Origin of the sequence: Leptospira alstonii serovar Sichuan str. 79601 (assembly GCF_000347175.1) — a bacterium.
Taxonomy (GTDB): Bacteria; Spirochaetota; Leptospiria; order Leptospirales; family Leptospiraceae; genus Leptospira; species Leptospira alstonii.
Genome location: NZ_ANIK01000081.1, coordinates 23,206 through 44,458 on the forward strand (window position 1 = coordinate 23,206; position 21,253 = coordinate 44,458).

Below are 21,253 nucleotides of genomic sequence, written 5' to 3' on the forward strand. Positions count from 1 at the left end.
AGATCCAAAACGAATCTTCCGTTATGAAAAATAGAATTTTACTTTCGGTTATCGCCGTTTCCTTGTTATTTGCCGGTTGTTGTGATACCAACGGAGACTCGGACAAGTTAAACAAAAAAGGAGCAAAGATGAAGTACGAAATCAATAAATCCGAAGACGAATGGAAAAAAGAACTCACTCCCGAACAATATAAAGTTCTAAGACAAAAGGGAACCGAAATGGCCTTTACCGGCGCCCTTTATAAAAATCACGATAAGGGAAACTACGTTTGCGCGGCCTGTGGCGCGGTTTTATTCTCCTCCGAAACCAAGTACGAATCCGGTTCCGGTTGGCCTTCCTTCTATCAACCCGCAAAAGAAAGCGCGGTTGACGAAGAAAAAGACAGCAGTCACGGAATGGTAAGAACCGAAGTTCTTTGCTCGAAGTGCGGCGGACATTTAGGTCACGTGTTCAACGACGGACCTAGGCCTACCGGTTTGCGTTATTGCATCAATTCGGCTTCTTTAAAGTTTCAGAAAGAATAGAATCTTCTCGAATTTTCGAGAAACGTTGCAACGCCCGGAAATATTCCTCCTTTCGTTTTTTGATTTTCAAGGAGCGGCAAAGAGGAAAAATCAACCCTACATCCGGACTCAACCGGGAGCAACCTTATGAATGATCACCTCGCCTACGTATCCGACAATCGTTCCGTCCGAAATCCTATCCTTCAATTTTTAGCGGAAAAATGGTACTCGATTCTTTATCTCTGGCACGCGATCATAGGAATTTTCAATCAATTGGAAGATTCTCCCGAAGGTGATAAACGTCCTGTCGTGTTGGTTCCGGGATTTTTAGGTAGAACTCTTTCTTGGGAACCGATGTTAAAACATCTTTCCGCAAACGGACATCCGGTTTACTCGGTTCCCCTCGGATTTCAAGTGGGAAACATCCGAAAAAAAAGCAAACTTTTAGAAACGTATCTGATCGAGAAAAATATCAAAGACTGTTATCTCGTAGGTCACTCGACCGGCGGTTTGATCGCTTCCGGTCTTACCTATAAAGGAAGGGACCGCGTTAAAAAAATTTTCATTGCGGGAACTCCCGTTCGAGGAACCTATCTCGCTTATTTCTTTCCCATGTTTATTTGTAGCTGGCAAATGATGCCGAATTCCAAGTTCATTCGAGAAGTCGGCGCCGTATTCGAAAAATTACCGAACGTTCAATCCGTTTTTACGCAAAAAGATCAAATCATCCTTCCTCCCGAAAATTCTCGTTTAGGTCATTTTGACGACGTGGAACTTCCCGAAGCCGGTCATTTGAATTTATTTATGGGTCCGCTCGGAATCGAATGTCTGTTCGATTTGATCACCGCGGAAGAAAAGAAGGACCCGAAACCGATTATTAGAAAAGTAGAATCTTCTAAACAACCGGAAGTTGTCGAACTTTCCAAAACTCTTTCCAAATCCCCCGCGCCTGCGTCCAAAAAAAAGTCCGCCCCTAAAAAAAGTTCCACCTCTTCAAAACCCGCAAAGCCGAAATCGGTTCCTAAGAAAAAATCGACTCCGGCAAAGAAAAAGAAGAAAAGATAACCCGCCGCGTTTTAAAAGTTAGATCTTAAACTTGTAAATCTCCGCGTAAAGGATCGATGTACAACTAAAGCGTCTCGCTGAAAGCCCGGTGGTCTGGCGATTTCAAAATAAATTTTCTTTAACGTATATTAGGCGATGATTCTTTTAAATCGCGCTTCTTTGATCGCGTTTTCTTTTAGATTTTTAAAGATCCGATCGTTGATAAACTACGCTTAATTTTCTCAATCGCAATCATTTCAGGTTGACATTCGAATTTTAAAACCGAAAAATTCCAATCCTTACGGAGAAACTTTCATGAGAATTTTTTTCTTTCTTTTACTGAGTCTTTGTATGAGTAACATTCTGCCGGGAAAGGGGAAACCGGCGGTTAAAACGAAAAACAAAATCCCGAATCGACTGATCGACTACAAAGCATTTCAAAATGCGGTAAATTCCTTTTCAGATGAAAGGGAATCCAAACGTCTGACGGAAGAGGATTTCTTAAAGATGATCGAAAACGAGGATGTGATTCTTTTGGACGCTCGCAGCGAATCCCGTTACAAACTCAGACATATCAAAGGCGCGGTCAGCCTACCGTTCACCGAATTTACGAAAGAATCCCTTGCAGAAACGATCCCGAACCTAAATTCAAAAATTCTAATCTACTGCAATAACAATTTTACGGGAAGTCCGCAGGCATTTGCAGCCAAGGCGCCTCCGGCTTCTTTGAATTTATCCACATTCGTTTCCTTAAAAATTTACGGATATACCAACGTCTACGAACTCGGGCCCTTGCTGGACGTTAAAACGACAAAACTTCCCTTTGAAGGAACGGAAGTGGAATAATAGAAAGAAAATTCGATCCTGTGCGTCGGAGATACGACGGCTTTCCGCTCAAGTCGCTCATAACCAACCCCACAAGTACTTTTGGATCTGAAGATAAGAACCTTGCAGCTTGATCTTTTTGATAATGTAAAATTAAGTTTTGGGACACGCTGTAAATCTGTCGGAATTACGACAACTTCCGCGCCGCAAACAAAGGGCTGGAGCTAATGGAAAGACCGACGTAGGCCGCCGCGACCGCGTCCCAGGAATCGTCGTGTCCCGCAAGCAAGTCCACGCCTAGCAGAAGTTTCAACGCCTGACGGATCTGTTTTTTGTCGGCGGTTCCGCTTCCCGTGGTTCCTTTTTTGATCTGGGAAACAGTAGGTTCCAAAATTTGAATATTCATTTCCGCTAATGTAACTAAAAGAACGCCCCTGGACTCGAATACGCGGGAAGCCGTTTTTTTATTCTTCGCAAAAAACATTTCCTCGACCGAGGCGACGGAAGGTTTGAACGTTTCCAGAACTTCCCTCAATCCTTTCCGCAGAATCAAAAGATTTTCCGGACTCGGAGTTCCGGAAGGGACCTCGACGGTTCCATACGTTAAGATTCGGATCTTAGACGAGGCTTTTTCCAAAACCGCATAACCGGCCCGATGCGAACCCGGATCGATTCCGATGATTCTCAAGGAATGATCGTTTTTTTTTAACATAAGAGAACTTCTATAGATGAATTTTAAATTTACGACGTCCATAAAAACGCCGAAGAGACATATTCTGTGGGAACTCCCGCATTGTCTTAAAAACTTGCCGGATCCTTCTTGGGATTTTGGGGCAAGTTCTATCGGGATTCTTTCCCGTTTATTTCCGGAAAAAGACAAGAAATATCGAGAATCCGTCCCGACCGCTTTCAAGATTGAAAGTCAATTCCCGCAATGATTAGCGGGACAAACTCCCTAAAAATCACTCAAATTCTTTTTCGAGCGAAGCGGCCAATTCGAAGTTGGAAGTGACTGAAGTAACGTCGTCGTGTCCGTCCAGCTGGTCGATCAACTTCATTACCTTTTCTGCAACTTCCTTGTCCGCGATTTCGGAACTCACCAAAGCAATATAACGAATTTCCGACTCTTCCGACTTGAGTCCCTTTTCGTTTAACGCGTGTAAAACGGTTTCGTAATCGTCCGGAGCCGTGACGACTCGATAAACTTCGCCTTCGTTGATTACGTCTTCCGCTCCGGCGCCTACCGCAAGATCCACGAGTTCGTCTTCTCCGATTTGAGACGATTCCAAAACGATCACACCCTTTCTTTCAAAGAGCCGACTCACGGAACCGGACGTCGCCAGAGATCCTCCGAGCTTCGTAAGAATACTTTTCACTTCCGGAGTGGTTCTGGATTTTTTATCGGTCACCGCGGAAACCATAATCGCAATGCCGCCGGGTCCGAAACATTCATAGAGACATTCTTCGTAAGTGACTCCTTCCAATTCTCCGGTTCCTTTTTTTACCGCCCTTTCAATATTGTCCTTGGGCATGTTCACCGACTTGGCTTTCAGTATCGCAAGTCTGAGTCTCGGATTTCCTTCCGGTTCTCCTCCGCCCATCTTTGCGGCTACCGTGATTTCTTTTCCCACTCTCGTAAAAATGGCACCGCGTTTGGAATCGATCGCGTCTTTCTTGCGTTTGATCGTCGCCCATTTCGAATGTCCGGACATGATTGTTATTCCTTGCTTTTGATGATAGATCCAACGAGGTTGGATCCGAATGATACTTTCCAGAAATCAAAAAAAAGACATTCTGTCCATCCTTTTCGGAAGGAATAGTTCGCAAAGTTAAAGGCTAAAATTAGAACCGATTCAAAATCGCAACGGTTCTCAAAATCGAATTTCGGATTCGCAAAAAGAATTTCTAAAATTTAAGATCGGCAAAAAAATCCGAAAAAGTCCGGGCGCTCCTGCGCCTTTACCAATCGTAAAACAAAGATTAAATGAGAAAAGGCGCAGGCCGGGCTTGTTTCGCGCTACGGCGTTCGCCTCCGGTCGTCTCTCACGAGACGACTGCTGCGCACGCTCCACATCCCTAGCGCTTCGTACATTAGAATAATATTTTATTTTAAATATATAATCGAGTTATATATTAGAGTTGTTGAAAAAACAATTCTCCATCCCTTTCCGTTTCATTGAAACGGACGATTTGGCGGTTTTGTTAAACTCCGTCATCGAATCTTTCAACAACTCTATAGCTTGTCCCAAAATCTGAAAATGTGGGAACTACTACGTTTCTAAACGATAAGCAAAATCGTACGAAAGCCTAAAGACCCCAAAGAGACTTAATCTGCGGGAACTCCTGCAAATTTCCTTTGAAGTTTTGGGACAAGCTCCAATATTTTTCTAAAACTTAATCTGCATTCCGATGCTGATCAACGGATAGTATTTCACCTTTCCACCGATTACGGTCGACTCGATGTAATTGGAGTTATAAACCGGAGCGGGATTACTTGGAGTGGTAATTCCCGTCAAAGGATTGGTAACGGCGTTCCTCGAATAAGGACCGAAATTGTTGAAGGTCTGACTGATCTGATTTCTATTTCCGAAAAAATTGATCAACTCCACGTACGTGTTCACGTAACCCCATTCGTAGTTCATAAAACGATCGATTCGAATATCCAATTGATGAAAGTCGGGCCATCTTCCGGAATTATAATATTCGGAATACGTTGGATTGTAAAGATTGATTCCGGTCGACGCAACCGCCGAAGCCTTGGAAGAATCCGCGATAGGCGTCATCGGAACGTTCGTGAGATAAGTGTATTTACTGCCAAACTGCCAACTCTGACCGAGCTTCCAGGCAAAAACGAAGTTCAGGACATGAGTTCTATCGTAGTCGTATAACAGAAGTTTGTCGTTGTCCACAAGCAGTTCGTATTTTCCGTCGTCGTAATAATTGAGATAATGCCCGCCTTCGTGGATCTGATACTGAAGTCTATGACCTCTGTTGTCCCTGGTTCTTTGATTTTCCTCGTCGTCCGTAAGTTGAGGTTGATGATTGTTTCTTTTTGAAATGGAATTGGTATAAGAAATCCAACCGAAAAATCTGCGAGCGGAACCTTGGTTAGCTTTCAAAAAAAACTCGACCCCTCTCGAAAAACCGTCTCTTGAGTTGGAATAATTCATGTTCCTTACGATCAGAGGATTTTCTTGAACGTCGTCCGGATGATTGACGATGTCCCGTTTTTCGTTGTTAGGTTGATAAGGGTCTTGAACATACGAGTCGGGAGTCACAAGATTAGAATATTGATTGTGAAAACCTTCCGCCTTGATCAGATAATCCGAAGAAATCCTTTGTTCGATTCCACCGGAAGAATGGATCGAGTGTTCCATCTTTAAATTCGGATTTCCGGATCGAAAAGAAAATTGTTCGATCTGAAGAGGAGCGTTGTAGTGTTCTCCCGTTCCCGCTAAGAATTTTGTTCCGGTTTTTAAAATCTCGTATTCCGCTCTTCCTCGAAACGCGTCCCTTTTTTCGTGGACCTTATCGTAGTAGTCATGTCTGTATCCCGGAAGAACGCTAAAACCTCCGATCTTAAATTCCATCTCGGCAAAACCCGCAATCTCTCTCGTATGTATGGAATCCCCTTCGATCAGAGCGCGAAATTGACGATTGGAATCCAACAAGTCGTTGAAAAAATCCAGAAAGGTCGCATTGGAAGATTTTATGTCTTCACCCTGAAGTTGAATCGTTTTATCCCTGAGTTGTCCCCCGAAACGGAACGTTAGATGCCTTTCAATCAGATTGATTTTCGTGTTGTTTTCGACGAAATTTACGTTTTGAGTCGTAACGTTTTGAAGATCGAAAATCTGTTCCGCGGTCAGAGGATTTTTGAAATCCACTTCGAAATATTCCTTAAAGTAATTATTGGAAACGGATATGGAAGTTTCCAACCAGGATTTGTTATTGTAAGTATATCGAAATCCGCTCGTTCTAAACAATCGATCCAGGCCGACCGGAGGACGACCCGAAGCGGCTTCCTGCAAAGTCGAAAGTCCTAGAAATTCCTTTTTACTGTTTTCAAAATCGTCCTGAGCCTTCGTATATTTCTGCTTATCCTTGGCTCCGAACAACAGAACGTTAAACGTATGATTGTTTCCCGGTTTCCAGTTGAACTTGGCTTGATAATCCTCATAGTCCGCGTATTTAGCGTCCTTGGGAATTCCGTCGGGATATAATTTTAAAAGAGCGACGTTCGGATAGGACTTTCTCGCGGAAACGATCGCATACAAATTTTCGGCGATTTTGTTCTGGTGATATACGTCGGAGAGAAACGTGTTCAGGTTCATAACGGAGAAAGTTTTGGCGACGGCATCGGGCGTTCGAATGTCGATGATTCCTCCGGTTGCGAATCCGAACTGCACGGGAAACGACCCGGAATAAACGTTAAAAGACTTTATAATATTATTATTTAATACGGAAGATTGGTCGCCCAGGTGATACGGATAGGACATCGGAAAACCGTCCAGATAATAACCGTTTGCGAGAGTGCCTCCTCCGCGCATGACCAAAAATCCGCGTTCGCTGTTCGAATAAGGATTGGAGTTGCCCACGCTGTTCACCAAATTGTTAAACGAAGAAGAGGAAAGCCCGATCGGAGGAACCGCCGTAATGCCAGGAAGAGTTTGAATCGCTTTGAGCGCATCGTTCTGGGCTCCGGGTAATCTTTGGATCTCCTCTTGATGAAGAGTGTATCTGGAAAGAGATTCCAAATCCTTTTCACCGTAAACGTTGATTTCTCCGGGAACGGGTTTGCGCACAAAAAGAAATTTTTTCTGACCGTCGTGTTCCACGGTTACGGTCTTTTTAAAAACCTTTTCCGAAGTCATGATTCTAAGATTGTAGGTTCCCGGAAAAGGAAAGTTCACTTTTACGGAACCCTCTCCGTTTGTAATGAGATACTTTCCGATTTCTTGAAATACTACGGGAGTGTTGGAGACCGCGTGGTTTCCCGTTTCGTCCATGATGACCACTTCTACCTGCAAGGGTTTTTGCGCGAACAAAGGTGAAAGTTGGAATAGAATTCCGACTACAAAAAAACCGAACCGGAATCGAGTGAGGAACAAAATCGAAAGATGAAGCCGATAATAACGTATATTAAAAATACATACTTTTCGAATAAAAGCAATTTGAAACCGTGATAAATTATTTTTGATATACGAATATAAGAACTTTTCCCAAAACCGAAACAGAACCTTGCAGCTTGATCTTTCTGATAAGGTAGAATTAGGTTTTGGGATACGTTGTAAAAAAACAAAACGGAAAAAATAGAAGTTAGTCGAAATCGATACGATTTTGCTTAAAAACGGATTTTGCAAAAATCTTTCCATAACCTTCTCGGAAGTTTCAAAAAATAGATAAGGGTTTCTATTTCAATCCATAAATTTTTTGACGACTACGTCCAAAGATTTCCTAAGAGTTTTGTCCAAATCCGCATTCCTCGATTTGGCAATTTAAGAACGAACTCTCTTTTCCGAACTTACAAAAAATGAAAAAAAGATTCATCATTTTATAAGATGCACCATAACGAATGGCAGGATTAGAAGATACGGCGTATATACAAATTTAGGGCTGTGACCAGAATTCAAATGTTCAGGGTAATCGATATTAAGAGAAAACGTTGAGTCACACAATCCGGAAAGGGAGTTCAAAAAACGAGGCGTCCAGTTCCGTGAAAGGTATAATAAGTTTCTTTATCAATTAGGGAAGAAACCCAAAATAAACCTTGCTCGTTTTACTCATTCTGTTTTTTTCATTCGAATTTATCGAGCGCCCCATAGGAAGCGAGATAGCCAAAGCGAAGCGACGGCTCTTTGCGAAGCAAAGATGAGCGCCCTGCAACGCAATCCGTAGTGAGCATTGCATGAGTTTTTTAACGCGACCCATCGAGCGCCCCATAGGAAGGCGAGACAATTAGAAACAATCAAACGCGGATAACAAAACTCTTCGTAAAAACAAAATCAAGTCTCAATGAAATAAATATCTCTATTAAAAAGGAAAATCATGAAACACCAACTCACATACCAAGACGGAAGCTCCAATAAATTCTGGAACATAGAAGTAAGCGAAAATTCGTTCACAGTAACTTACGGAAAAATCGGAACGAGCGGGCAGACACAGACCAAAACTTTCGATAACGAAGACAAGTGTCTGAAAGAAGCCCAGAAACTTTTGAGTGAGAAATTGAAGAAGGGTTATCAAAATTCCGGCGAAACCGAAATTGCCGTCGCGACCGCTTCCCCAAAATTAGCGGAGAAAAAGCCCGCAAAAAGTAAGACGGAGACTTTGGAAACAAACGGCGCAAAAACCGAAGCAAAGCAAACAACAGATAAATCCGCAACCAACGGCTCTGCAACCCACAAAGCGGCGGAAACAAATTCAAAAAACGGCATCAACAAAACCGAAGCAAAAAAACTAAAAGAACGGATCGAAAAAACTTTGGGGCTTTCCAAAGAGGATCTGCAAATCCGTTCCAACGTCGTTCCGATTCTTCCCAAAGAAGAACCGAAACCTTTCGACCTCAAAACAAGAATCGAAAGACTTTCTTCCTTAAAAAGAGGAGATTACGGGAGGAACGTGGATTGGACGAACCAAGACATTCCTTTGTTTATGAGCAAACAAGAAGCCCATTTTTGGTTTCTGGTCCTCAGTAAAATGGAAACCATAGATGATTACGAGGATAAAAAAAACAAACGAACCATCCAAAAACTTCAGGAGTTCCTCGATTCTCAAACCATAGACGGAAATCTTTCTCTCGAAAAAGCCATGACTCTTTTAGAGCGGAAAGAAGACAGATGGGAAGAAAAAAGAATCACACCTCCTTCGTATATTACACTTCCATTCTATCATCTATTCGGATTGGAAAAGACGGTTCATTTTTTAGCGACCTATCATCTGAAAGACCAATATTACACGGATGGAACTTATGTGGAAGGTTTTGCGAGTCTTTTGCCGATTTTGGACGAATCGGAGCGAGCGCATTGTAAGGAATGGATCAAACCTTATTTAAAACCGAAAGAATTGGAATCCAAAGACGCCATCGCTCCTTTCCTGATCGCTTTGGGTCTGGGAATGAAAGAGGAATTATTGCCGATCGTGGAATCTTGGCAGCGGAAAGAGCCGGCCGTCAATTATACGCATTCGGAATACCGTAAAAACATCGTCTTTTTATTAGAAAATTCTGAAATTGTAAAACGCAATATGCGGCATATCGGACATTTGCTCGATTCCGCCGAGGAGATAAAACGTTGGCTCGGGATTACGGGATATTCCGATCTTGAGTGGGTTGCCCTCTCCGTCAAAGGAGTTTTTCAAAATTACAATAACGATGGGTATAAAGAGATGCTCAAGTTATTTCTGGGAATCAAGGCGCCGGAAGTCGCTAAACCGTTGTTATATCTTTACGCAGTTCCCAAATTGGCGGCGGAAACGAAAAGCTGGTTCATCGATCATCCGTATTTTGCGATCGAAGGGCTCGTCCCGGCGGTCGTCGACAAAGACAAAAAAATTTCCGACTTGGCGATGGACATTCTACAATCTCTTTTTGCAAGGGGTTACGGCGAGGAAATCGTTCAAGAAAACGAAAAACATTCCGCCGAAATTCAGGAAAAAATCAAAAATGAAATATTAGAAAATTCTACTTTGATGGCGGAGCCTTTCGACGATTCCACGACTCCCGAGTGGCTCTCGAAAGCGATCCAAGCAGTTCCCAAAGGAAAACCGATCGCCTGGGTCGTTCCGGAAGAACTTCCTCCGATTCTAATCCAAAAACGAAAACTTTCCGCTCCGCAAACGGCTGCGGTTTTGTCCGAGTTGAAAGAAAAAGGTTTGGAAGCGGATTCTCCTCTTTTGAAAGGTTTAAAAGAACAAGCAGAAGTTACCAGCCTGGACGATTTCGTTTGGAAACTTTTCGAACTCTGGATTTCCCTCGGCGCGCCCAGCAAAGACAAATGGGCTTTTACCGCCTTAGGTCGATTAGGCGGAGATCGAATCGCTCTCAAACTGACCCCTCTCATCAAAGTGTGGCCGGGAGAATCCCAACACCAACGCGCGGTTTTAGGTTTGGAAATTTTAAAAACGATCGGCTCGGATACGGCGCTTATGCAATTGAACGGAATCGCTCAAAAGGTGAAGTTCAAAGGGCTCAAAGAAATGGCCAATACCTTTATGGAATCCATCGCCAAGAAAAAAGGACTTAGAAAATCGGAACTCGAAGATCGTGTGGTTCCGGATTGCGGTTTGGACGAACAAGGAAAAAGGGAATTCGATTTCGGTTCTCGTAAATTTCAATTCGTACTCGGTCCCGATCTAAAACCGATGATAAAAGACGAAGAAGGTAAAATAAAAGACGATCTACCAAAGCCGAATTCAAAAGACGACGCAGACCTAGCGAACGCTTCCGTGGAAGAATGGAAGCTGATGAAAAAACAAATCCGTGAAATCGGTAAAATCCACGCGCAAAGAATGGAACAGGCCATGGTAACCGGAAGAAGATGGAAGGTGACCGAATGGGAAATGTTGATCGCCAAACATCCGTTAATGACTCATATCGCAAAAACGATTCTCTGGTGGGTTTGTTTTCCGGATCGAGACAAATCGATCGAAGTATTTAGACTTACCGACGAACAGGATTATGCGGACGTATATGATAAATCCTTAAACCTTCAGGGAGGAGCCTACGTCGGAATCGTTCATCCGTTATTACTTTCCCCAGAGGAGAAAAAATCCTGGGGACAATTGTTTGGCGATTATGAAATCATTCCTCCGTTTTTACAACTGGGAAGACCCGTATACGTTCTTTCCGAAGAAGATAAACTTAAAAAAGACATTCCGGGTTTTAAGGATCAAAAAGTAAAAGCGGAACTGCTCGTGTTCGGGCTGGAGAAAATGGGCTGGTCTCGGGGAGCGGCGGGAGACGGAGGAGGAATCGACGAACATTCCAAACAATTCCTATCCGATGATGTAACCGCTGTTATACGATACGACGGAGACGATCTTTCCTATGGAAACATAGGAGGACAGGATCTGGAACTGGAAGGCGCTTATTTTGTCAAGGGCCTTCGAGAACCTTCTTCTTACGAAGACAAGGAAGCGAAGTTATCTTTGGAGGAAATCAATCCGGTTGCCTTTAGCGAAACCCTTCACGGTTTGTTACAAGTGACCGGATTTTCTTATCCAAACTCGAATGAAACCAGTTTGAAGGAAGCGGCGGGAATTTTACTGGAAAATCTCAAAACTCCGGAAAAGAAAGAGGAAGTATTCGATGAAATCGATTATACCGAAATTTACAACGGATTACCGGCCGCTTGGAAAAAACTTCTTTCCAATTCTCATGAAATCACAAAGTCCAAAAACCATAAGAAGATCGGAAATCTTACAAAATTGGACCTGGGCCGTTCCGATAAAATCACTACGATCCAGGAATTGAAATTTTTCCCGAAACTGGAAGAGCTGGAAATAGACGAACCGGTAAAAGACACTTCTCCTTTGGCGGAATTGAAAAATCTCAAAAAAATCAAACTGTCCAAATGGAACGTAAAGGATCTCGAAGTTCTTTCTTCCTGCACACAATTGGAGGAAGTAGAACTAGGCTACATTCAAGGTTTTGAAACTGATTTCGATTGCAGTAAATTGTTAAACGAATCCAAAGCGAAGATCAGTTTGGATTTACGAGGAACTAAATTCGATCGTTTTCCCGTTGCTGTGGCTACGTTCAAAAGTTTGACTTCTCTTTCTATGTGTAATTGTAATCTTACGGAAATTCCGGAAAGTATCGGAAATCTCAAACGTCTTACCAGTTTGGATTTGAGCCAAAACGCCTTGAAGACATTGCCCACAGAGATCGGAACTTTGGATCAACTGACAAGGCTTGATATCGATTCCAATCAGTTTTCGATTTTTCCGGACCCTGTGTTGTCCTTAAAAAATCTCCAAACACTTTATGTTCAATCGAATCAGATTTCTTCCCTACCGGATGGAATTGAGAAACTTTCCTTTCTCACATATATCTACTTAAACGGAAATGAACTTTCCAAAATCCCTTCTACGATCGGGGCTCTGACCCAACTGGAAGATTTAAGTTTAGGAAAAAATAAATTGACTATCTTCCCGGAAGAGGTCGTCTCTTTGAAAAATCTGAAAGGCCTGCGTTTGCATGGAAATCCGATTTCTTCCATACCAGAATCGATCGGAAATTTAAGCGCTTTGAAAGTTTTGGATCTGGACATCACACAGATCAATTCCTTGCCGAAAGAGATTGAAAAACTGACTTCCCTCACTACTTTGTATCTACGAAAAACCGGACTGAAGGACGTTCCGGATTTTCTTTCCAACATGAAGTCCTTGAAAAAGATCTATTTTGAAAGCGAAGAATTCGATCGTTTGAAACAATGGTGCGAGTTCGAATATGCAAAATATATGAATTTGTTGAATGGAAGAAAATATCCGGAAGCAAAGACCAAGATCAAACATTTGTTTCTCACCAAGGCGGAGGACTTTTTAAAACTCAATCAATGGGAAGTGAAATTAAAAATTTCCGAAGGATACTACCGTAAGGCGGAGGTTTTTGCGGCGGACGTATTTGCGTTAGCCGCCATCTTAAAGGACGAAGAAATTTTGAAGCTCGGATTTCAAATGACGGGGGATCAGTACATCAATGCAAGGATTCCGTTCAATCTGGCCTGCTACTACGCGTTGACGCAACAAAAAGATCTTATGTTGCAGACGATTCCTAAGGCTTTAGAATTGGGCAAGAAAGCGGATGAATTTAAGAACGAAAGAGATTTCGACTTTTACAAAACGGATCCGGACTTTTTAAACGCGATTATTAGTGGTCAGTGAATAGGAATCAGTAGTTAGATTCTAGGAGTCAGTGGTTAGGAAATAGTGGTTAGGTCTTTTTCAGTACAAAAAAAATCAGACTCTAAACAAAGTAGAATTCTCCTACTTCTGTAAATTTCCTATCCACTGATTCCTGACATCTGATTCCTAAAACCTATCCACTAATAAGTGGAACGCTCCGTAAAATAAGAACATTAAAATTTTCTAAAATTTACGAAATGGAAATAACCCTATGACGGAAAAACAAGATTCACTTTTAGACATTCAAAAACCTCCCGCAGAAAAACTGTACGCGGAAGAACTGGACCGATTGAAAAAAAGGGACGAATCAAAACCCAAACCTCCAGGCTGGAAACTTTCCCCGCAGGCGGTCATCGATTTTGTGTTAGGCGATGCAAGTTCCGGGATTTCTCCCAAGTTCGTAGGAGAACGAAATTTTATAGAATGTTGTATCGTAGCCCTCGCCACCAATCGGGGACTAATGCTCATCGGAGAACCGGGAACCGCCAAAAGTTATCTGAGCGAACTTTTGGCCGCCGCGATTTCGGGAGATTCCTCCTTAACGATCCAAGGAAGCGCGGGAACTACGGAAGATCAGATTCGTTATTCCTGGAATTACGCTTTGATGCTTTCGGAAGGTCCTTCCGAAAAATCTCTCGTCCCCGCTCCGGTATACGAGGGTATGAAATCCGGAAAGATCGTTCGTTTTGAGGAACTTTCCCGATGTCCGGGTGAAATTCAAGACACGTTACTCTCCATCTTAAGCGACAGAGTTTTACACATACCCGAATTGAACGAAAAAGAAAACGCGCTCTTCGCCAAACAAGGATTCAATATCATAGCCACTTCCAACACTCGCGACAGAGGCACAAACGAAATGAGCTCCGCTCTCAAACGTCGTTTTAATTTTGAAACGGTGGCGCCCATTTCCAGCATTTCCGAAGAACAGGCGTTAGTCGAGCGCGAGATGGAACGTTTGTTGAAACAGGCCAACGTACCCGTAAGACTTCCGGAAGATCTGACTCAAGTATTGGTGACCTCCTTTCACGAATTACGAAATTCTAAAACGATTTCCGGCAAAGCGTTGGAACCTCTCAGTTCCGCTTTGAGTACGGCGGAAGCGGTCAGCGTGGGATTTTCAGCCGCCTTACACGCGTATTACTACGACGAAGGAAAGGTAAACGCGGGTCATATCGTTTCCAACATGCTCGGTTCGGGCGTAAAGGATTCCGTGGAAGATTTGAAAAAAATAAGACACTATTTCGATCAAGTCGTGGCGTTTCGAAACGAACACGCCTGGTACGAATTCTTTAAATCTAGAAAACTTCTGGATCGAAATACTTAACAAATATGAAAAATTCAAAAAACGGAATGTATCGAGCGGCTTGACCAAAACCAAGATCCGACTGGGAAAAAATTAAATAAATTTACATTCTTCAAATTTTTGAATGTTAGAAAAATTAATTTATGGAAAAATTTAAATTAACGTGAGTTCCGGCGCGCACTTCTAAAAGTTGCCGGATGTTTTTTGAGAGAAAAAGTTTTAGAAAAGTACAACGGAGAAAATAACTTGATTCATCCCGAGCCCCGTTTAAACCGAATTGCAAACGATTTGTTTTCGATTGTTAAACTTGATTTAAAATGAATTCCATTTCCTTCTTTCCGGTACGACATCACAGCGTAGCCGCGTCAGTCGCGTTTCAAAAATTGGCGAATGATCTGCGACCGTCGGCGATTTTAATAGAAGGTCCTTACGATTTTAATCCCAAGATCGACGAATTGTTCTTACCTCATACGCTCCCGATAGCGATCTACAGCTTTGTCAGGGACGAGTACGGATTTTCTCGCGGAGCATATTATCCTTATTGCAATTACTCTCCGGAATGGGTCGCTCTGCAAACGGCCCAATCCTTACAAATCCCGGCTCGTTTTATAGATCTCCCTTGGGCGGAAATCTGTTCAATCGAAAGTGATTCTAAAAACTTCTCTTCCGAAACCGTACAATTGTACGGCGACGATCCTTTTTGGAACAGCGATTTCATTTCCAAACTCTGTAAAAAAATGGGAGTCTCTCATTTTCACGATTTATGGGACGAACTTTTCGAGGTAAATCACCTAACACAAACAGACGATTATATCGAACGCATGTCCTTATTTTGTATTCATACACGAAAAGAAACGAATCATTCGGACGAGACGACTTCCACGAGGGAAGCGTTTATGGCCAATCAGATTCGACTCGCACAAACACAATTTACCGGTCCGATTCTGGTCGTTACCGGAGGATATCATTCTTCTGTTCTACAAGAAAGAATTTCAAAACCTCCCGATACCGACGAATTATTTTGGGCGAGCCGAAATGACTTAGAGGACCATAAACCTTACGACTCCGGAATCGCACTGACCCCGTATTCCAACGCAAGGTTGAACGCCGCAAGCGGTTACACTTCGGGAATGCCGAGTCCGGGATTTTACGATTTCGTCTGGGAAAGTTTTCAAAAAAGCAAATCATTCGATCATCGACCCATAGTCCACAAGATCATAAAAACACTCCGTAAAAAAGGACAACAGTTCGGTTCTGCGGACAGAATCGCTTCCGAAACCATGAGCAGGGCCCTGGCCGATTTACGCGGCCACAAAGATATCTGGAGAAGGGATCTGATCGACGGCCTTCGTACCACGCTTGTAAAGGATGAAATCGCAAGAGGAGCGGGACATCCTGTGCTCGATTCGATTTCGGAAGTTATGCAAGGAGATCGTATCGGTCGTTTAGCGGCAGGGACTTCTTTACCGCCGATCGTTTCCGACATCGAAACTACATTAAAAAAATTGAATCTTACTGCCGCACAAGAAGTTCGAACTCTCAAACTTCGCCTGGCGGATCCGGAACAAAGGGAACAAAGTAAAGTTCTACATCGTTTGTATCTTTTAGGGATCGTCGGTTATACTCTGGTCAAAGGTACGGATATGATCGCTCGAAACGATATCGACGACGTAAAAGAAGAATGGAAAATCACGATGCAAGTCGAGTTTTATTCCTCTTGTATCGAGGCGTCTCGGTATGGGGCTTCGCTTTCCGAAGCCGCTGCGGGAGTATTAAATGCGCGAATCCGTTTGGAAATCGACCCGGAACTTGCCGCGGCCTGCCTCGTCGACGCCGCGTTAGCCGGTCTTGGCAAACACTCGTCCTTTTTACTGAAACAACTTTCAAACATGATTTTCGGAGCGTGCGATTTTATAAAAACTTGCACCGCGTTGCGTCATATCCTTTACTTATATGCGTATGATGAAATATTAAAATTGGAAGGCAAAGAAAGCCTGAAAAGCGTTCTCAGAGAAATTTATCGGCGATGTCTCAATCTTTTGGATCGGTTAGGCGTCACTTCCTTTCAAGGATTAGATCAAGCTAAAGGAGTTCAAACAATCTTACAAACGTATCAATATTGTGCGGAGTCTTTAAAGTTATCCGCGGAAGAGATACGAGACGTCTTACTACGCGTCGGGGCGGATTCGGAAATCGATCCTTTCGTTCGTGGAGCGGTTTGTGGAGCTCAGTGGAAATTAAACATCGCGGACACGATTCTACTTCAACTGAACTCGTTCTACGATTCCTCCGAACTGGGAGATTTTTTATCCGGACTTTTTTTGATCGCGCGGGAAACCGCACAACGGGACAAAAACCTTTTGACCGCATTAAACGATAGAATATCAGAATTATCTCATATTGAATTTTTAGAAGCCCTGCCCGCGCTTCATACGGCTTTTACCTTTTTTACTCCGAGAGAAAAACATCAAATCGGTCGGAATCTGTTTGAAATTTTACAGCCGCCAATCGACCGACTTTCCGACGAAGAAGAAGATCCGAAAACGACTTTGAGGGCGATGGAATTCGAAAGACTTCTTTTCGAAACCGCTTCCAAATACGGGATTAGAACGACTTAATGGGCGCCTCTATAAAATGAGTTTTTCATTTTATGATAGTCACAGATCGGCAACTTCATGCAAAAATTTGATTTTAAGGCAATTCTTTTTGGATTTTACAGAGTCTCCTTTAAGTTTGTTTTTTATTTCCCGAAGATTTTCTAAAACTTAAAAATAAACAACTAAATACAAAAATATTATTAAAATATAATTTATGAAAAACGATTTTACCACATTCACCCGATGGAGACTCATCCTGGGAAACGGCTCCGAACAATCTCTCGGAGACCAAACCCTCTCGGAAGAACAACAAAGAATGGATCGAGCGATCGAATATCTCTACGGAAGAGAATACGGAGAGGATCGAAACGTACGAAACGCGAACTTGGGAGAATCCAATTTAACCGTACCCTTATGGATCAACGAAGTACACGAACTTTTTCCCAAAAAGGCGATCGAACGGATCGAAAAAGACGCATTAGAACGTTATCAAGTAATGGAAATGGTGACTAGTCCCGAACTTTTAAAACGCGCCTCTCCGAACACGACTCTTTTAAGAGCGGTGTTACACACCAAACATCTCATGAACCGACAAGTGTTGGACCTCGCCCGCGAACTCGTACGAAAAGTGGTTGAGGAATTGATGAAAAAATTGGAAACTACGATCTTAACTTCCTTTCAAGGAGTTAAAAACAGAAATCGACGTTCTTCCTTGAAGATTTATAAAAACTTCGACGTAAAAAATACGATCCGCGCCAACTTAAAACATTACGATCTTACATCCAAAAGATTGATCCTGCAAAAACCTTTATTTCATTCTAGGATACGTCGTTGTGTCGCGGATCTTTGGCAATTGATCATCCTGGTGGATCAATCCGGAAGTATGTTGAACAGCGTCATTCATTCCGCGATCACCGCGTCCATATTTTGGGGAATCAAAACGATACGAACTCGTTTGATCCTTTTCGATACGAACGTAGTGGACGTGACCGATTTTTGTTCCGATCCGGTGGAAACACTCATGAAAGTCCAGTTAGGCGGCGGCACGGACATAGGCTCGGCGCTTTTGTATGCGGAAGGAAAAATCGAAAATCCGCGCCGAACCGTAGTCATACTCATCAGCGATTTTTACGAAGGAGGTTCGCCTTCCAAACTCGTTTCCACCACCCATCGATTGACGGAAAGCGGCGTTCAGGTATTGGGGTTAGCCGCGTTAGACGAAACTGCAAATCCGAATTACGATAAAGGAATGGCGGAAAAACTCGTAAAAGTGGGAGCCGAAATCGGCGCGATGACTCCGGGTGAACTCGCTCATTGGGTAAGCGAAAAAATCAAGTAGTAAGACGATGCGCCAAGACATTCTCTCCTTATCCCAACAAGAACTTGAAATTTTAACGAGTAAAGGAACCGTAAATCGGGCCTTAAACGATATCGAATCCGGCGTAAAAGGCGAATGGAAAGAAACCGAAGACGGAAGTATCGAAGTCGATTGGGAAGACGGCGTTACCTGCGTTTTGCCCGGATCGGTTTCGATTCAAGAGTCCGATTGTACTTGTCCTTCGACGGGAGTGTGCAGACACATCGTCCGCACGTTAGTCGCTTATCAAAAACGAATCGCCGCAAACAAACCGAGTCCTTCTTGGAATCCGGGAGAAATCACGGACGAAACTTTACGATCCTTTTTATCTACTTCTTCTCTTGCAAAAGCCAAATCCGTTTTCGACTCCGGCGTGGTTGTGGAATTGGATCGAACCGAAATTCCTGTCGCCAAAATCCACGGATTGGGAACGGTACATTTTCCTGTACCGAACGATATCCGATATGCGCGTGCGGATTGTAAAGGATCGCTCGGAGAGCAGGCGATCGCGATCGCGGTCTTTGCGTTTCGGCTAACGTATGAGGAAAAGGGATTTGTTTCCACCAACGTTCGAAAAACCGAAATCCCCTCGCACATAACGGATCGGGCGAATACGATCCTAAAAGAAATCGTACAATACGGCTTTCAAAGCGTTTCCGAACATTTAAAGGACGGATTATCCCGGCTGGAACGTTCTTGTATCGAAGAGGGCCTTTTATGGCCCGCGGATATTTTGTCCGAGTTGCAGGAAGAATATGCGAAATATCTTTCTCACGATTCCTTGTTCGATCCGGATCAAGTCGTATATCTTGTAGGAGAATGGTTCGTTCGTATGGATGCGCTGAAAGCAAATAAGGGAGAAATTCCTTCCTTAGTAATCGGCGGAGATACGAAGTCGTATTCCTCCGAATTGATCGTTCGAAGTCTGACCGGACTCGGCTCCGGAATCAGAGTATTAAAAAAAGGTTTTGTAGTTCTTTCTTATTTCGCGGATCCTAAGTCCGACGAAATACTGTTATTCGAACGTTTTTTTGAAAGACCGGCGGAAGAGCCCTTTCACGTTATCGGAAATCTTCCGGCACTGAAAGGAATTTCACTTTTGGATTTCGGAAAAAGTTCGATCGTCAGTTCTTCCATTCAAAAAACCGCATCTGGTAGATTAAAATTCGGTAATAAAGCGACTTTAAATCCCCAGAAATTTTTATTTGATTCCCTCCACGCGGACATTTTTTCCGATGATTTTAATAAAACGATTAGGATCCTTTCGGAAAAACCTCCTCGTCCTCTAGGTCCTCGTTGGGCGGCCGGTAATTTTTTCGTCTTTAAGATCAACCGATTTAGCGAACCCAGTTTCGACAGTATTTCACAACAATTGAATATAGAAGCGGAAGATAAAAACGAAAGCGTTGCACAAATTTATTTTCCGTATTACAGCAGGGCATCGAGCGGTCTCGAAAATCTTAGGCAAGTATTGTCCGATTCTTCCTTGTGTTACGTCTGCGGAATTGCAAGTTCCGTATCGGGTCAACTTTCTATAAAACCGGTATCGCTCGTAATCGAACAACACGGAAGTCTTACGATGTTACAACCCTACTTGGATCCTGAAAAATCTCCGACAAGCGGATCTAGTTTTCAGATACGGGACAGACTTCATCCGGAAACCGATCCTTTAAAAAGTTATATTACGGAATTAAGATCGGCGATCTCCGAAGTATGTATGATCGGTTTAAAACAATACCGCAAAATCAACGATTGGAAAAAACTGATACAACGATCCGAAAATCTCGGATTAAAAAGAATTTCAACCCTTTTGGAGTCCGTAGTTCCTTCGATACAAACTTCGAACCAAACCGACGCTTCTCCCATTTTCACTTTGGCCGCCTTGACCTGTCTCTCCAGGGAAATGGAAATCGACGATGGAAAAAACGAAAATGAAATTTGAACGGAAGCCGACTTCATTATACCCGCTTTCCAGTTTTAGTTTGACATCAAATCATATATAGTTTTATATCAAACTATATATGATTTCACGAACCGCCACTCACTCTTTTTGGAAAGTTTTTTTCTATCAGATAAAGATCTTTCTCCAATGGCCCATTTATTGGAGATGCGGAGGAAGAATTCTTCAATTTACCGATGATATGAGAGAAATGAAGGTCAAACTTCCGCTCAATCGTAAAACAAAAGGTTTGATGGGAACTCACTTCGGCGGGGCTCTTTATGCCTTCGTAGATCCGATTCCGCTATTGATGCTCAAACAAAATTTGGGAGAGAATTATATCCTCTGGGATGTGAACGGTTCGATTCAATATCTGAAAGCGACTTCTCAGGATGTTTTTGCCGAGTTTAAAATTTTTCCGGAAGATTTAATTCGAATTCAAGAAGAATGCGGCCAAAGAAAAAAGACTCTTTTTAACATAAATATCCCGATTCAAGAAAAGAACGGCGAACTGATTGCGAAGGTGGACAAGACGATCTATGTCCGAAGAAAACCGATGTTCCCCAAAGAAGAACGGCTTGATCGTTTCATAAACCGAGCTTGTACCAAAAACTGTCGAACGACCTGAAACGCGATCCGTAGAGAGCGTTTCAGCCAACGAGCAGCAGAAGCGTCGCGAGTGGCTCACAACGAAGTTGTGAAATCAACGCGCCCCTTAGGAAGCGTTGCATTGAGTTTCCCCTAATTTTGGGTGGAGGGCGGGAAAACTCAGGTGGCTTT

At 43.0% G+C, this 21,253-nt stretch carries 12 protein-coding genes; 9 read left to right on the top strand and 3 right to left on the bottom strand.

Features of this window, described 5'->3' with window-relative positions; genetic code table 11:
- Positions 1-128: 128 nt before the first annotated feature.
- The 3 genes from msrB (at position 129) to LEP1GSC194_RS15695 (ending at position 2,393) form a co-directional block, all read left to right on the top strand.
- Entirely contained in the window at positions 129-524 is a 396-nt protein-coding gene (gene msrB / locus LEP1GSC194_RS15685; protein WP_196809723.1) for a peptide-methionine (R)-S-oxide reductase MsrB, read from the top strand.
- 126 nt (positions 525-650) lie between these two features.
- Complete coding sequence (locus LEP1GSC194_RS15690) at positions 651-1,568, top strand: esterase/lipase family protein (RefSeq protein WP_020774503.1); 918 nt, start codon at positions 651-653, stop codon at positions 1,566-1,568.
- Positions 1,569-1,898: 330 nt separating this feature from the next.
- Positions 1,899-2,393, top strand: a complete 495-nt coding sequence (locus tag LEP1GSC194_RS15695; protein ID WP_051185261.1) for a rhodanese-like domain-containing protein — start codon at positions 1,899-1,901, stop codon at positions 2,391-2,393.
- A gap of 166 nt (positions 2,394-2,559) precedes the next feature.
- Here LEP1GSC194_RS15695 and LEP1GSC194_RS15700 read toward each other — a convergent pair whose 3' ends face one another.
- From LEP1GSC194_RS15700 to LEP1GSC194_RS15715, 3 genes are all read right to left on the bottom strand, one after another.
- The gene (locus LEP1GSC194_RS15700; RefSeq protein WP_231384476.1) at positions 2,560-3,084 is read right to left on the bottom strand and encodes a crossover junction endodeoxyribonuclease RuvC; all 525 of its coding nucleotides are present in this window, start codon (positions 3,082-3,084) and stop codon (positions 2,560-2,562) included.
- A 250-nt stretch (positions 3,085-3,334) separates the two neighbouring features.
- Positions 3,335-4,084 carry a YebC/PmpR family DNA-binding transcriptional regulator gene (locus LEP1GSC194_RS15705; RefSeq protein ID WP_020774493.1) on the bottom strand — a complete coding sequence of 250 codons (750 nt, stop codon included), beginning with the start codon at positions 4,082-4,084 and terminating at the stop codon, positions 3,335-3,337.
- Positions 4,085-4,759: 675 nt separating this feature from the next.
- A complete protein-coding gene (locus tag LEP1GSC194_RS15715) occupies positions 4,760-7,747 on the bottom strand; it encodes a TonB-dependent receptor plug domain-containing protein (protein ID WP_020774502.1) in 2,988 nt (995 codons plus the stop codon).
- Between the two features lie 673 nt (positions 7,748-8,420).
- Between LEP1GSC194_RS15715 and LEP1GSC194_RS15720 the strand changes: the two genes are divergently transcribed.
- The 6 genes from LEP1GSC194_RS15720 to LEP1GSC194_RS15745 all read left to right on the top strand — a co-directional run bounded on the left by LEP1GSC194_RS15720 (position 8,421) and on the right by LEP1GSC194_RS15745 (position 21,101).
- The gene (locus LEP1GSC194_RS15720) at positions 8,421-13,256 is read left to right on the top strand and encodes a DUF4132 domain-containing protein (RefSeq protein ID WP_020774515.1); all 4,836 of its coding nucleotides are present in this window, start codon (positions 8,421-8,423) and stop codon (positions 13,254-13,256) included.
- Positions 13,257-13,488: 232 nt separating this feature from the next.
- On the top strand, positions 13,489-14,601 hold the full coding sequence (locus tag LEP1GSC194_RS15725; RefSeq protein WP_020774514.1) for an AAA family ATPase: 1,113 nt from the start codon (positions 13,489-13,491) through the stop codon (positions 14,599-14,601).
- A 296-nt stretch (positions 14,602-14,897) separates the two neighbouring features.
- A complete protein-coding gene (locus LEP1GSC194_RS15730; RefSeq protein ID WP_020774507.1) occupies positions 14,898-17,198 on the top strand; it encodes a DUF5682 family protein in 2,301 nt (766 codons plus the stop codon).
- A 193-nt stretch (positions 17,199-17,391) separates the two neighbouring features.
- Positions 17,392-18,516, top strand: coding sequence for a VWA domain-containing protein (locus tag LEP1GSC194_RS15735; protein ID WP_036043318.1), 1,125 nt, complete (start codon positions 17,392-17,394; stop codon positions 18,514-18,516).
- Positions 18,517-18,523: 7 nt separating this feature from the next.
- Positions 18,524-20,476: a hypothetical protein gene (locus tag LEP1GSC194_RS15740; protein ID WP_020774498.1), complete on the top strand. Its 1,953-nt coding sequence runs from the start codon at positions 18,524-18,526 to the stop codon at positions 20,474-20,476.
- Between the two features lie 79 nt (positions 20,477-20,555).
- Positions 20,556-21,101, top strand: coding sequence for a DUF4442 domain-containing protein (locus tag LEP1GSC194_RS15745; protein ID WP_020774495.1), 546 nt, complete (start codon positions 20,556-20,558; stop codon positions 21,099-21,101).
- Positions 21,102-21,253: the final 152 nt, after the last annotated feature.

Bases quoted from the DNA above. Each gene is read 5' to 3' on its own strand.
- msrB (WP_196809723.1), top strand. From the start codon at position 129: ATGAAGTACGAAATCAATAAATCCGAAGACGAATGGAAAAAAGAACTC.
- LEP1GSC194_RS15690 (WP_020774503.1), top strand. From the start codon at position 651: ATGAATGATCACCTCGCCTACGTATCCGACAATCGTTCCGTCCGAAAT.
- LEP1GSC194_RS15695 (WP_051185261.1), top strand. From the start codon at position 1,899: ATGAGTAACATTCTGCCGGGAAAGGGGAAACCGGCGGTTAAAACGAAA.
- LEP1GSC194_RS15700 (WP_231384476.1), bottom strand. From the start codon at position 3,084: ATGTTAAAAAAAAACGATCATTCCTTGAGAATCATCGGAATCGATCCG.
- LEP1GSC194_RS15705 (WP_020774493.1), bottom strand. From the start codon at position 4,084: ATGTCCGGACATTCGAAATGGGCGACGATCAAACGCAAGAAAGACGCG.
- LEP1GSC194_RS15715 (WP_020774502.1), bottom strand. From the start codon at position 7,747: ATGGAAAGATTTTTGCAAAATCCGTTTTTAAGCAAAATCGTATCGATT.
- LEP1GSC194_RS15720 (WP_020774515.1), top strand. From the start codon at position 8,421: ATGAAACACCAACTCACATACCAAGACGGAAGCTCCAATAAATTCTGG.
- LEP1GSC194_RS15725 (WP_020774514.1), top strand. From the start codon at position 13,489: ATGACGGAAAAACAAGATTCACTTTTAGACATTCAAAAACCTCCCGCA.
- LEP1GSC194_RS15730 (WP_020774507.1), top strand. From the start codon at position 14,898: ATGAATTCCATTTCCTTCTTTCCGGTACGACATCACAGCGTAGCCGCG.
- LEP1GSC194_RS15735 (WP_036043318.1), top strand. From the start codon at position 17,392: ATGAAAAACGATTTTACCACATTCACCCGATGGAGACTCATCCTGGGA.
- LEP1GSC194_RS15740 (WP_020774498.1), top strand. From the start codon at position 18,524: ATGCGCCAAGACATTCTCTCCTTATCCCAACAAGAACTTGAAATTTTA.
- LEP1GSC194_RS15745 (WP_020774495.1), top strand. From the start codon at position 20,556: ATGATTTCACGAACCGCCACTCACTCTTTTTGGAAAGTTTTTTTCTAT.